Raw genomic sequence first — 13149 nt, 5'->3', positions numbered from 1 at the left:
AATAACTTGTCATGCAAAAAAAAGATATAAATATACTTTTCCTCGGAGGCGCCAAACGCGTTTCTCTTGCCGAAAAATTTATTGATGAAGGTAAGGAAAGAGGTCTAAATGTAAATATCTTTTCATACGAGTTAGATATTAATGTTCCAATCTCATTGGTTGGAGAGATTGTTATCGGATTGCGATGGAGTGATAAGAACTTATACGATCATTTGCTTGAAACTATTAAAACAAAAAAGATTAATATTGTACTGCCTTTTTTGGATTACGCTACTATCGTATCAGCCAGGCTGAAAAAGCTCGTGGAGGATAAAGACGTTTTCATACCGGTTTCGGACGAAGGTATATGTGAAGTTTTTTTCAACAAGCGCCTTGCTAATGAGTGGTGCATAGAAAACAGTATAAATATACCTTCTGACACTAATAATTACCCATTGATAGCAAAGCCGATACATGGGTCTGCATCCAAAGGTATCTTAATACTTGAATCACCTGCAGATTTTGATAACCTGACAAATAAAGAAAATTATCTAGTTCAGAAATTTGTTAAAGGTAAAGAATACAGTGTAGATGTTTATGTCTCTGTCCAGGATAAGGAAATAGTTTCAATTGTTCCAAGGATACGATTGGAAACTCAGGGCGGCGAATCTATAAAATCTATCACGCTTAAAGATGAAAGATTAATAAATTTTAGCAGGGAAATTATTGAGAAAACAAAATTAGTTGGCCCTCTTACGCTTCAGTTGATTGAAGATTCGGCAACTAAAGAACTTTACTTTATGGAAATTAATCCAAGGTTTGGTGGCGCTGTACTAAATTCAATTTTTGCCGGTGCAAATTCCCCAAAATATCTTTTAAATGATTTCTATAAAATAAAGAATTCATATGATGGAAATTGGATCGATAGTTTCTTAATGATGCGACGTTTTTCAGAAAATTATAAAATATGCAAATAATAATAGACATGGATGGTACAATTTGTACCGAAGAAAAAACATATAGCAGATCAATGGCTAAGCCGTTGGATAATGCAGTTGAATCTGTAAATAATTTATATGACGAAGGACATACAATAATCATTTATTCTGCGCGTACCTGGATGGAATATGAGATGACTGTGGACTGGTTGTCAAGGTATGGCTTTAAATACCATCAGCTGATGTTAGGAAAGCCGATTGGAGATGTGTGGATCGATGATCGTGCTATTACCTGTAATGGATGGGGTAATGTTAATAAAATTCTAGACGAAAAAAGAAAGAAAAAATGAATAAAGTTCTAATCATTGCTGAGGCAGGTGTAAACCATAATGCGGACATTAATATTGCAAAAAAATTAATCGACGTTGCCAAGGAGGCTGGTGCTGATATTGTTAAATTTCAAACAGCAGTGCCGGAGCTCGTAATGACTGAGCAGGCGGAAAAAGCAGTTTATCAAATTGATAATACCGGTATAGCTTCTGAAAGCCAGCTGGATATGGCTAAAAAAATTCATCTTCCTCTTGAAGCTTATAAAGAGTTACTGGATTATTCAAACAGCGTGGGGATAAAATTTTTATCAACGCCTTTCGATCATGTTTCAATTGATTATTTGTATAATCTTGGTCTTGATATATTCAAAATACCTTCGGGAGAAATTACTAACCTTCCATATCTTCAGGCAATAGGAAGAATGAAGACGAATGTAATTTTATCTACAGGAATGTCAACGCTTGACGAGATAGGTGAAGCGCTAAAAGTTTTGATTGCTGAAGGAACTTTAAAAGAAAACATCACCGTTTTACATTGCAACACCGACTATCCTACAAAGATGACAGATGTTAATCTTAAAGCGATGATAACTATCGGTGAAGTGTTTGGGGTAAAAATTGGATATTCTGACCATACCCTTGGTATTGAAGTGCCGGTTGCCGCTGTGGCAATAGGGGCGACTGTGATTGAAAAACACTTCACTTTAGACCGTTCAATGGATGGTCCTGACCATTTGGCATCTCTGGAACCTGATGAATTGAAAGAAATGGTTAATTCTATCAGAAACATTGAAAAGGCTATGGGTTCAGCTGAAAAGTTGCCTACTGAATCTGAAACGAAGAATATAGTTATTGCTAGAAGAAGCATTCATATAGTGGATGGCTTAACGAAAGGGCATATCATAACTGAGAAAGATTTGATTATGAAAAGGCCGGGAGATGGAATTTCTCCTATGTATATTCAAAATGTTTTAAATAAGAAATTAAATAAAGATGTAGCGAAAGATCATAAACTTTCGATTGACGATTTGGTTTGAATTGAAAGCCATGATTAAAATAGCCTTACTTACAAGTTCACGAGCAGATTACAGTATATATTATCCTTTGATTAAAGAAATTCATAAACAGAAAATCTTTGAATTGGATATTATAGCTTTTGGCAATCATAATTCCTTGATTTATGGTAATTCTGTTGGCAGGATTGAAGAGGATGGTTTTAGGGTCAAGTACAAAATTGACGCCTTGGTTCTTGGTGAATCTCCAGAGTCAATTTCTGATTCTATGGGTTTGACGATGATGAAATTTTCATCAATCTGGAGTCTGGAAAACTACAAATTAATCATTTGTTTGGGAGATCGTTATGAAATGTTTGCGGCAGTAGCTTCTGCTGTGCCATTTAACATTCCGGTTGCACATATTTCGGGTGGGGAAATAACTTTAGGGGCTATTGATAACATCTTTAGGAATAGCCTGACGCTAATGTCTAAACTCCATTTTGCATCAACAGAGCAGTATAAAGACCAAATCGTTAAGATTGTCGGAGATGAGCATAAAGACGCGGTCTTTAACGTAGGTGCATTAAGTATAGATAATCTGAAGAATGTTGATTTTCTTTCTGTCGAAGAGTTTAAGAAAAAATTCAATATTGATCTGACTAAAAAGAGTATTCTGATCACTTTTCATCCGGAAACTGTTTCATTTGAGAAGAACGAAACCTATACAGATGAACTTATCGCTGCTCTAACGCAACTGAAAGCTTACCAGCTGATCATTACAATGCCTAATACTGATACCATGGGTAATATGATCCGCCTGAAACTGAAGGATTTTATAAGTTCTAATGTCAATGCAGTAGGAATTGAATCCTTTGGCACTTTAGGATACCTGACCTGCATGAAACATTGTGAATTTATGTTGGGAAACACCTCAAGCGGTTTTGTTGAAGCATCATTTTTCCCGAAATTTGTTATAAATCTTGGTGATAGGCAAAAGGGAAGGATTGAAACACCTAACATCTATACAACGCCGGTTACCAAAGAAGATATACTTAATACGGTGAGAAAAATTGAAGCAACACCATTGCCGGAAAAATGCAACATTTATGGTGACGGCAATACCGCATCTAGAATAGTAAATGCTATTAAAAAGATACTTTAGTGTTTTAGGCGCCGATACCGTGATTGGTTCCGGGTCGGCGGTCTTGCGGGATTGCATAGCCAGTTCGGTTTACATCGGCGTTCTGGCCAAATAATTAAACAAAGATCGTTGAAGAAATACATGAAAACCCTTATCATCGCAGAAGCTGGCGTGAATCATCATGGCGACCTTGAACTGGCCAAACAATTCATCCTGCCACGCTTGAGAGCGCATCGTCGCCTCAGCAAATGCCAGAACTATTGAACGCCTTGGACGACGTGACTGATTGCCGTTTGATTTTCGCGATGCCGAATGCGGATACGGGGAGTTTCCTCTTGTCTTCGATGCTCGATGGCGTAGTGGAAAATTCCTCAAACGGAATTGCCGAAGCGCCAAGCATGGGCATCGGTACGATCAATATCGGCGACCGCCAGCGCGGCCGTTTAATGACGGACAGTGTGATTGATTGCGAGCCCGATGCCGTATCGATAAGCACGGCTCTGCAGCATCCGTACTCTACAGAATTCCAGTCCGGGCTGGCAACCATGACCAATCTGCATGGCAATGGTGGCGCCAGCCAAAAGATCGTTCAAGTGCTCGGTGAATATCCGCTGGAGCATATTTTGAAAAAATCTTTCTACGATCTTGCCGATATCAGTCCGCGCGTCGAGACGAGCCGGTAAGAATCCGGCACTTTTAATCCGACTATATATTATGCACACTGATACCTGGCGTAAAACCTTATTGCCGACTACGGCAACTGTACAACAAGCGATCACCCGTCTGGAAGAGTCGGGGATGCAGATCGTGCTGATCGTTACCGATGATGAACGATTGCTCGGCACGCTGACCGATGGCGATATCCGACGCGGTTTGCTGCGTGGCTTGACGTTGGCCAGCCCCGTCGACAGCATTATTCAGCGCAATCCGATGGTGGTGCCGCCTGGATGGAACCGCGATATGGTTCTGCAATTGATGAAATTTAATAAATTGCATCAAGTACCCGTAGTCGACGAGCAAAACCGGGTAGTGGGCGTTCATTTGCTCGACAGCTTGCTGGTGCCAGGCAAGCGGCCGAATTTGATGGTGATCATGGCTGGCGGACGTGGCACGCGATTGCTGCCGCATACCGAAAACTGCCCCAAGCCCATGCTGCCAGTTGGCGGCAAGCCGATGCTGGAACATATTATCGAACGCGCCAAAGGAGACGGATTTGAGCGGTTTGTGCTGGCGGTCCATTATCTCGGGCACATGATCGAGGATTATTTCGGCAATGGTGAACGGTTGCAGGTACAAATCGACTACTTGCGTGAAGAAAAGCCGCTGGGCACAGCCGGCGCGCTGGGTTTGCTGCAGGCATCACCGGAAGAGCCTTTCCTGATCTCCAACGGCGATGTTCTGACCGATATCCGTTATGGCGAATTGCTGGACTTCCACTGTCGGCACCGGGCTGCCGCGACCATGGCGGTTCAATTGCATGAATGGCAACATCCATTTGGTGTGGTGAAAACCAATGGCGTGGATATTATTGGGATTGAAGAAAAGCCGATTACTCGTAGCCATATCAACGCCGGTATTTACGTACTCGAACCTATGGCGTTACAAGTGATACCGAAAGGCGAGCATTGTGATATGCCGACTCTTTTTGCGCGTCTACAGGAACAAGCCGAACGCACCATTGTTTATCCGATGCACGAGCCCTGGCTTGATGTTGGACGTCCAAGCGACCTTGAAAAAGCAAGGGAAGAGCATTCCTGACGGATGATTGTGAACGGCGTTCACTCAAAATTCTCTGGCATTTTGATGGCAGCTAACTCCGTATGGTATCCGGCGAGGCGGCCAGTGCTATTTTTTTTACATTTGTGCTTGCCGGTACATCGAGGTGAATGTTGTTGAATTAAGATTTCAAGCTGGGCATTACTGTGGCCTGAAGCGAACCGGAATTGAAAACCGTCTTCTGCTAAAAAATCGGAATACAGATTGAAAACAGGATTCAGCCGATTTACACCCCGGTCCGCTTTGAAGCCGGACTGATCAACTTGAGTTGCGAAGAAATGCCTGGTTTTATAAAAAAAATATTACGCCATAGTTTTCTTAGGTCCACACTGATCTATACACTCGGTGACACGCTCAGCAAGGCGGTTCCTTTTCTCCTGTTGCCAATTGTAGCGAAATACTTGACACCCTCGGATTTTGGCACACTGACAAATTTCAGCGTTGCAGTACAAGTGTTTACGGCAATTTGCGGCATGAATACCTATACCGCACTGACAATTAATTATCATGGATTGAAAGATGGTGTGGCTGGCTATCTTTCAAATCTGATTTATTTAATTCTGTTTTTAGGCGTCGCGTGTTTGCTGATAGTAGGCCTGTTTTCCTTTCCTATCAGCGAATATCTGGGAATCACCTTGCTGTGGCAGGTGTTTGCTATCATTACAGCCGTGTCGACTTGTATTTATACTCTGTACACGTCGCTGTTGCGCATCCAGGAGCGGGTATATACCTTTAATGTCGCGCAAGTATTGCAATCCCTGCTGACGGGAGGGCTGGCAATACTATTTGTCGTTTTCCTGCAATGGAACTGGCAAGGTCGGGCACTCAGCATGATCGTTTCGGGTGTGGTCGTCACACTGTTGATAATATGGCATCTGAAAAAAAATTCTTATATATTTTCCAGTATTGATATGAAAGAGGTTCGCAGCGCATTCTCTTTCGGTTTGCCGCTGCTGCCGCATACCCTATCTTTCTGGTTTAAATCCGGCATCGACAAGATAATAATAACCAATTATATAAGTATCGCAGCAAACGGTATTTACGCTTTGGCGCTGACTTTTTCCGCCGTGATCGGCGTGTTTACCGGAGCTTTTTTCAATGCCTATGCTCCGCATTTATACAAGGATTTACTTTCCATTGAGCAATCTGAGCCGAGTGAAAAAAATAGATTAAAGCGAAAACTGGTACGCATTACCTATTTATTTTCTGCTGCTTTGAGTTTGGTAGCACTCAGTGGCTATTTTTTACTAAAGCTATTAATACCATTGTTTTTCCCAGCTGCATACCAGGAATCGATGGTGTTTTTGCCGATGACGATGGCTACCTTATTTTTTGACGGTATGTATTCCATCATGTCGGGCTATATTTTTTATAAAAGAAAAACCAAGCTGCTGGGAATTATCACTTTTTCGTCTTCCGTACTGCAGATGGCGCTGACCTTTCTTCTAGTACAGCATATCGGCATCATGGGGGCGGCATATTCAAGCTTGCTTGTTTCTGTTCTGACATTTGTTGCAGTTTTCATATTTGCCAATAAGCTTTATGATTTGCCATGGGGCTTGAAGCATGCTGAAAAATTGCAGCCACTACCGCCCAAATAGGCTGTTGCCTGTATGTAGTCTCGGACCACCTTAGCCACCCATTGTCCGTCCGCAAGCGGCTGCCGAAGCGCAGAAATCTGCCTGACACCCTTTAGGTTATTTATGTTATTTTTATGTTACCTGGTTTTTATTTATTTTGCCTTCACTTTCAGGCGTAAGGCTTCTCCGGCTATTTTCCTGTTCTTCATTTATATATCTTCCTTAATCGGTGCGGTTGCGATTGGTTATGATTATAAGATTGATACTGAAGAAAAGATATGGAATTTTATTTTCTTGGCATTGATTTTGGCATTTTTTATCCTGCCATGGAATTGCTTGCCTTATAGTGTAAAAATCATGATGCCGGATCGTCAACGCCTGAGGACGCTGACATTAGTATTGCTGTCTATTAATATTATTATTTTCATCGTATTCTCTATTAGTATTTTTTACAGTTTTTCATCCATTGTGGATTATTCCGCATTCAAAAATGGCGGAGAGAGCGGCGATTTTATAAAAGCCTTGCCGATCAATAATACCTTATATTTGCTAGCGCTGTATCTGCATCCGACTGCCTACTTTTTAATGCCACTTCATTTTTATTATCTAATGACTGGCAATAAGAAAATGTCTTATCTTTGCCTGTTGTTTTCGTTGAATGTGGTATTGCATGGATTAACCATATTCAGTCGTTCAGGGTTTATTATTTTTGTTTTTCTGTACGGCGCTTACCTTCCATTTTTTTACAATAAATGTAGCCGAAAAACAAAAAATACAATCAAGCTTTCGCTTGGACTCCTGGCGGCAAGTGCCTTGACTGTTTTCTTTTTTGTGACGGCAAACCGGTTTGAAAATGAAATTGGCTATAACGACATTCTCGATTCGAATGTCTATATCACTAATCCAATTATATTCAGCTTGTTCGATTATGGATGTCAATGGTATAGAAACGGCAGTATTGTCATTAATTCCTACCAATTTGAATCTTTAAACGGACAGTTATCGTTTCCTTTTCCTATTTTGATTGCGGATAAGCTTGGTTTGGTCAATTATCCGATAGGTGAAATTGAGACGAGGCTGTATGTTTTTTGGGGTGCATATTACGATAGATTTAATGGCATCACTGCAAATATATTGTTCGATTTCGGATATGTAGGAACATTTATATTTGCGGCGATTTATTCTTCTTTTGTTCTTTGGCTGCGGCCAGGGAAAAATGGCTTGCCGCTTGCGAAATTGATGGCAGTCGCGGCATTGTTTTTGCTGCCGGCAATGGGAATATTTAATTATGAAATGAAGACTGTATATTACAATCTTCTAATTGTTTATACTTTTTTGATTTGTGGCTATTTGAATGGATTTGGGCACAAAAAAATACTTAAATAGGAAGTTTTGCAGGCGTGAAAAATTTTTCATTTCTTGATTTTTATGCTTATAGGCAGTCATAACTTCAAGATTGCACCAGAGAAATAACCAGATAATAACCATGAATATTCTTATTTACAGCCCCTATCCCCTGGATAACAACAGCATGCCGGTTTTGCTGGATGAAGCCATGGAATATCTTCAAGAACCTTCGAATCAAGTTCTTTTTGTGACGTGTAGCGGTGAAATCAAGCCCTGCGATTCGAATGCCGAGCAATCTGCTATCCGCTGCGCGGAGTGCATGTTTTCTGCGAATTTGCTGGTTGGTAAAATTGATCATCCGAATTTCAAGCACAAGAAACTGTCATCATTTCTCAGTGCGGAAGCTGTGCGGAGGGTGGATGCGCTGCGCTTCGATTACGACTCGATTGCCGAGGTGAAAACCATCTGCCATCAAGAGGCCAATATCGGCTTGGGTGTGGTGTCTTCCTATGTGTCGATGACGCGGAATCTGGAACCTGAATTTAATCAGGAAAACAGCATGTTTTTTGACGACGCGTTGCGCGCCTCGGCCCGTCTGGTCGAAGCCACCATTGGCATGCTTGAGGATTTCTCACCCGATCAGGTTTGCATTTTTAATGGACGCTTCAGCGGAATCAGGCCGGTGATGGAAGTTAGCCAGGCTCGGGGCATCAGCACGGTGGTCTTGGAATGCACGTTCGCTTCCGATCGGGAAAAACAGCATAAGGTAAAGTTTTTCGATGCCTTGCCTCATGATATTGATAATGGAACGAAAATTATCGAAAACAACTGGAGCGAGTGGAACGAAAAAGAAGACAAGAATACTGTGGCAAAGAGCTTTTTTGAGCGTCGGCGCAAGGCCGAGATGGCATCCGACACGGTGTATACCGCGGGGCAAAAGGAGAATGAGCTGCCCGAAAATTGGGATCCGGATAAGCGAAATTTCGTCATTTTCAACTCTTCGGAAGATGAGTTTTTCTGCGTTGGCGAATCGTTTGACAAATATAAGTTATTCGAGAATCAGATCGAGGGCATTCGCTACCTGCTAGCCAAGGCAGCGCAGGATCCATCGATTCATTTTTATCTGCGCATTCATCCAAATTTGCAGCATATCAAGTTTCATTATCATACCGGCCTGGCTTCTATATTTTCCGAGTTCGATAACATTACCGTTATCCTCGCCAGTTCTTCTGTTTCTACATATGCCTTGATCGACAGCTGTGAAAAAGTCTTCGTATTCGGTTCCACCACGGGGGTAGAAGCCGCTTACTGGGGCAAGCCGGTCGTGCTGCTAGGCGGATCTTTTTATATCCACCTGGATGTGGCGTATTACCCGCGTACCTTGAGCGAACTGGATTCGGCGCTCTTTGCGACCTTGTCGCCTGGCTTGCGACAGGGAGCGTTGAAATATGCGCTCTATATTTTTGGAAAGCGCGGCATTCCTCCAAAATATGTGGATTTCGACTTTAAGATGCTGCACTTTGGAGGCAAAACCCTGTCAGTTCCCCGCTGCTATTCCTACCGGGGGTCGCTGTTACCCTATGTTGCCGTTCTCGTTTTTTTCCGGACGCTCAACCTTGCCCAGCATTTGATTTTCAAAAAAATCACTTTCCCCAAGTTTTTGGTTGAAAAAAAATACATCAAGCAGGATTTTTAATGTTGCAATTGCATACTGAAAAAGATGCTGGAACAATGAATAAATACATTTTCTTTACCAATATACCTACACCCTATCGTACGGCGTTATATAACGAACTTTACGAGCAAGGATTGAATTTTGAGGTGTATTACATGCGACGCATAGAAGGCGATCGAAGCTGGCAAGTCGATCTATCTTTGCTGAAGCATCCGTATTATATCGACAATGGCTATTATAAAATGATGGGGCGTTATCATCTCCATATCAACCCACGCCTGCTGTATAAATTATTCAAAGAAAAAAATACTGAAGTAATTATAGGCGGAAGCTGGAACGATATCGATGTACTGGCGCTGGCATTTTTCAAGCGCCTGGGTCTTTTCAAGCAGCAGCTGCATTTCTGGTCCGAAGCGAACTATCTTACCACCGGCGCCTCGAACGATAATATACTCAAACGCTTTCTCCGAAAATTTGTCTACCAGTCGTCGACCGGTGCACAAATCAGTTCCGGGAAAATGACTGAATTGACATTTGAAAAATGGCAGATAAAAGTGCATGCCTATCTTCCTTTGCCTAATACTATCGAAGAAGACAAGTTTCAGATTACCGCCGCGGAAGTCGCAGCGCGGCAAGAAAATCCGCTCCCGGTATTCTTGCTGCCGGTCCGGTTGACGGAGACCGTCAAGGGTATTGTCAATTTCTTTTCAGCGCTGGGCGATGAAAATATTCGGCGAGGCCGGTTTTTACTTGCTGGAGATGGACCGGATAAGGCCATGATCGAACAGTTTGTTGCCTCCCGCGGCCTCGGTGCGCATATTTCCCTGCTCGGGCATTGCAGTACCGAAAAGCTGGCCTCGCTGTACCAGAGTGCCAATGTATTCGTGTTGCCTTCTTTTTCCGATGCTAGTCCGCTGACCCTGGTGGAGGCTTTGTGCATGAAGCTTCCCTTGCTCGTGTCTAATCGATGCGGTAATCATTTCGAGGGAGTCGAGGAGGGTAGCAACGGTTATTTATTTGATCCATACGAGCATGTTTCGATTAAACTGGCCTTCGAAGAGATGATGGCGCGCCAGCAAGACTGGAGTGCCATGGGTGAAATCAGCAGTCAACGCTATTGGCGTATTTTTTCTAAAAAGACCGCCATCAGGAGTTTTAAAGAAAAATTGCAAGAATTTTCTGCTCTGGCATAAGTGACAGGATTCCCTGCTTTTTCCTTTCGCGGCATGATTGCCGCACATTTAATCTGATATTGGTTTGATTTATGAAAATTCTCTTCATCGGCCCCTTGCCGCCTCCTATGACGGGGCACTCCTTGGCTGTTAAGGTCATGCTGGATGGCCTGGAAAAAGAACATCAGTTGGAAGTGGTTAACTTGAGCAAGAAGGAATTGACTCATGGTGCCAATTCTTTAGGCCGAATTGTGGAAATATTCAAGATATTGAAAGAGGTATGGCATAAAAAAAACAATGTCGATGCAATTTATTTGACCATTTCGGAATCTGTTGCGGGTAACTTGAAGGACTTGCTGATTTATCTGATTTGCAGCGGTAATCTGAATAAAATGATTATTCATTTGCATGGCGGAAGCCTGAAAAAGCATATTTTTGACAGATTCCCTTTGCTATACAAAATAAACAGATTTTTCATTAAAAAGCTGGGTGCCGTGATCGTGCTGGGTAACAGCCATGTGGAAATATTCAAAGAAATTATTGCACCTGAGAAAATATTCATCGTGCCAAATTTCGCTGAAGAATATGTGTTCTTGCACAAGGAACAGATAGCGCATAAATTTTCCTCACTAGAACCGCTGAGAATACTGTTTCTTAGTAATTTAATCGATGGCAAGGGATACGAAGAATTGCTGGGGGCATTCCAGGAATTAACGCAAGATCAGCGGCAGAGAGTCCGGATAGATTTTGCCGGTGCCTTTGAATCGGATGAGCAGAAAAACGCTTTCCTGAAAAAGGCGTCAGCTCCCGAAATAAAGTATCATGGAATTGTCGGTGCAGCCGACAAGAAGGAGCTTTTGAGTACTGCTCATGTTTTTTGCTTGCCGACCAGTCTGTTTGAGGGGCAGCCGATTTCTATTCTGGAAGCCTATGCTGCAGGTTGTGTCGTGATGACTACCGACCGTGGCGGTATTCCGGATATTTTCACTGGCGGAGTCAATGGATATCAAATTGCCCCGCAATCCAGCAATTCCATCAAGATGGCAATCGAAGAAATCCTGGATGATGGCAGCGGTTTACTTGCTATTTCTTTATTAAACAGAAGTATTGCGGAAAATAAATATAGAACGGCAATCTATAATTCTTCGCTTAAAAAAATAATCGAAGGAGTCTAGCCATTCTTGCTTTCGATGACGGCGAACCGTGCAAGATTCGCCGTCATTTCACTGAAAACATGACCTGTTTCCGATTCCGGACAGGTTTTGTCAGTTCTCTTCGAGCATGGATTTCCGCATAACACAATGCGGACAAGACACCTCATACACATATTCTGGCGCCAGTTGCTGGCGCGGCGTGACGACGGCGCGGCAGACGAAACACTGCACGGTTTCCGTCGGTTCCAGTTTCGGGTTCAGGGCCGTGCGGTAGTCGAACACGAAGCAGTCGCCCGTGTAGTGCTCGCCGCCTACTTCTTCAAAATATTTCAGGATGCCGCCGTCCAGCTGGTACACGCTGTCGTAGCCGATTTCCTTCATGTGGATGGCGGCCTTTTCGCAGCGGATGCCGCCCGTGCAGAAGGTGACGACGGTCTTTCCTTCCAGTTCGTCCTTGTGGGCGGCAGCGACGGCCGGAAATTCCGTAAACTTGTCGATGCGGTAATCGAGCGTGTTGTTGAACGTGCCCACGTCCACTTCAAACGCGTTGCGCGTTTCCATCATGACCACGGGTTTGCCCGCATCGTCGACGCCGGCATCTAACCAGCGCTTGAGCGTGTGCGCGTCGACGGACGGGGCGCGGCCCAGTTCCGGCTTGATCAGCGGCATGCGCATGGTGATGATTTCCTTTTTCAGCTTGACCAGCATGCGTTTGTGCGATTGCTCGTTCGACAAGCTTTCCTTCCATTCCAGATCGGCCAGGCGCTCGTCGCTGCGCACCCAGGCGAGGAAGCTGTCGATATGCTCGCGCGTGCCCGACAGGAACATGTTGATGCCTTCGGGTGTCAGCAGGATCGTGCCTTTCAGGCCCAGCGCCAGGCATTGCTCCTGATACAAGGGACGCATGGCTTCCGTATCGTCCAGCGTGATGAATTTATACGCGGCGATATTGACAAACGTGGCGGCGGACTGGCTGGCGGCGGTGGACACGGCGGGTGTTGCTGGGGTGATGGCTTGCATGATGGCGATCGGCTTAGACTGAACAGCCGATATTATAAGCCCG

At 43.5% G+C, this 13149-nt stretch carries 13 protein-coding genes; 12 read left to right on the top strand and 1 reads right to left on the bottom strand.

Annotated elements, in window-relative coordinates; genetic code table 11:
- The first annotated feature begins 11 nt into the window (after positions 1-11).
- From CSQ95_RS11660 to CSQ95_RS11610, 12 genes are all read left to right on the top strand, one after another.
- The gene (locus CSQ95_RS11660; RefSeq protein WP_099409633.1) at positions 12-956 is read left to right on the top strand and encodes an ATP-grasp domain-containing protein; all 945 of its coding nucleotides are present in this window, start codon (positions 12-14) and stop codon (positions 954-956) included.
- 8 nt (positions 957-964) lie between these two features.
- Positions 965-1267, top strand: a complete 303-nt coding sequence (locus CSQ95_RS11655; protein ID WP_218963607.1) for a hypothetical protein — start codon at positions 965-967, stop codon at positions 1265-1267.
- A complete protein-coding gene (neuB, locus tag CSQ95_RS11650) occupies positions 1264-2283 on the top strand; it encodes an N-acetylneuraminate synthase (protein WP_099409631.1) in 1020 nt (339 codons plus the stop codon). Before CSQ95_RS11655 ends, neuB begins: the two co-directional genes overlap by 4 nt.
- A gap of 10 nt (positions 2284-2293) precedes the next feature.
- Complete coding sequence (gene neuC, locus CSQ95_RS11645) at positions 2294-3403, top strand: UDP-N-acetylglucosamine 2-epimerase (protein ID WP_205701168.1); 1110 nt, start codon at positions 2294-2296, stop codon at positions 3401-3403.
- A gap of 120 nt (positions 3404-3523) precedes the next feature.
- Entirely contained in the window at positions 3524-3646 is a 123-nt protein-coding gene (locus CSQ95_RS30040) for a hypothetical protein (RefSeq protein ID WP_257218029.1), read from the top strand.
- Positions 3647-3660: 14 nt separating this feature from the next.
- A complete protein-coding gene (locus tag CSQ95_RS11640) occupies positions 3661-4065 on the top strand; it encodes a UDP-N-acetylglucosamine 2-epimerase (RefSeq protein ID WP_257218038.1) in 405 nt (134 codons plus the stop codon).
- Positions 4066-4096: 31 nt separating this feature from the next.
- A complete protein-coding gene (locus tag CSQ95_RS11635) occupies positions 4097-5140 on the top strand; it encodes a nucleotidyltransferase family protein (protein WP_099409629.1) in 1044 nt (347 codons plus the stop codon).
- Positions 5141-5421: 281 nt separating this feature from the next.
- Entirely contained in the window at positions 5422-6759 is a 1338-nt protein-coding gene (locus tag CSQ95_RS11630) for a lipopolysaccharide biosynthesis protein (protein WP_143449949.1), read from the top strand.
- 102 nt (positions 6760-6861) lie between these two features.
- The gene (locus CSQ95_RS11625; RefSeq protein WP_099409627.1) at positions 6862-8124 is read left to right on the top strand and encodes an O-antigen polymerase; all 1263 of its coding nucleotides are present in this window, start codon (positions 6862-6864) and stop codon (positions 8122-8124) included.
- A 100-nt stretch (positions 8125-8224) separates the two neighbouring features.
- Positions 8225-9781, top strand: a complete 1557-nt coding sequence (locus CSQ95_RS11620) for a hypothetical protein (RefSeq protein WP_099409626.1) — start codon at positions 8225-8227, stop codon at positions 9779-9781.
- Entirely contained in the window at positions 9781-10953 is a 1173-nt protein-coding gene (locus tag CSQ95_RS11615) for a glycosyltransferase (RefSeq protein ID WP_099409625.1), read from the top strand. The genes CSQ95_RS11620 and CSQ95_RS11615 overlap by 1 nt, the downstream gene beginning before the upstream one ends.
- Positions 10954-11024: 71 nt before the next feature.
- Positions 11025-12107 (top strand): glycosyltransferase family 4 protein, encoded by a 1083-nt coding sequence (locus CSQ95_RS11610; RefSeq protein ID WP_099409624.1) that lies wholly within the window; start codon positions 11025-11027, stop codon positions 12105-12107.
- 90 nt (positions 12108-12197) lie between these two features.
- On the opposite strand, the gene CSQ95_RS11605 is transcribed toward CSQ95_RS11610, so the two are convergent.
- A complete protein-coding gene (locus CSQ95_RS11605; protein ID WP_099409623.1) occupies positions 12198-13106 on the bottom strand; it encodes a sulfurtransferase in 909 nt (302 codons plus the stop codon).
- Positions 13107-13149: the final 43 nt, after the last annotated feature.

It is taken from the genome of Janthinobacterium sp. BJB304 (genome assembly GCF_002735765.1).
In the GTDB taxonomy this organism is placed as follows: domain Bacteria; phylum Pseudomonadota; class Gammaproteobacteria; order Burkholderiales; family Burkholderiaceae_D; genus Janthinobacterium.
Note: the sequence above shows the minus strand (reverse complement) of the source record. Positions and strands in the feature narration are given on the sequence as shown.

What these genes read in the sequence shown, in the direction of transcription:
- CSQ95_RS11660 (WP_099409633.1), top strand. Translation starts at nt 12, where the DNA reads ATGCAAAAAAAAGATATAAATATACTTTTCCTCGGAGGCGCCAAACGC.
- CSQ95_RS11655 (WP_218963607.1), top strand. Translation starts at nt 965, where the DNA reads ATGGATGGTACAATTTGTACCGAAGAAAAAACATATAGCAGATCAATG.
- neuB (WP_099409631.1), top strand. Translation starts at nt 1,264, where the DNA reads ATGAATAAAGTTCTAATCATTGCTGAGGCAGGTGTAAACCATAATGCG.
- neuC (WP_205701168.1), top strand. Translation starts at nt 2,294, where the DNA reads ATGATTAAAATAGCCTTACTTACAAGTTCACGAGCAGATTACAGTATA.
- CSQ95_RS30040 (WP_257218029.1), top strand. Translation starts at nt 3,524, where the DNA reads ATGAAAACCCTTATCATCGCAGAAGCTGGCGTGAATCATCATGGCGAC.
- CSQ95_RS11635 (WP_099409629.1), top strand. Translation starts at nt 4,097, where the DNA reads ATGCACACTGATACCTGGCGTAAAACCTTATTGCCGACTACGGCAACT.
- CSQ95_RS11625 (WP_099409627.1), top strand. Translation starts at nt 6,862, where the DNA reads ATGTTATTTTTATGTTACCTGGTTTTTATTTATTTTGCCTTCACTTTC.
- CSQ95_RS11620 (WP_099409626.1), top strand. Translation starts at nt 8,225, where the DNA reads ATGAATATTCTTATTTACAGCCCCTATCCCCTGGATAACAACAGCATG.
- CSQ95_RS11615 (WP_099409625.1), top strand. Translation starts at nt 9,781, where the DNA reads ATGTTGCAATTGCATACTGAAAAAGATGCTGGAACAATGAATAAATAC.
- CSQ95_RS11610 (WP_099409624.1), top strand. Translation starts at nt 11,025, where the DNA reads ATGAAAATTCTCTTCATCGGCCCCTTGCCGCCTCCTATGACGGGGCAC.
- CSQ95_RS11605 (WP_099409623.1), bottom strand. Translation starts at nt 13,106, where the DNA reads ATGCAAGCCATCACCCCAGCAACACCCGCCGTGTCCACCGCCGCCAGC.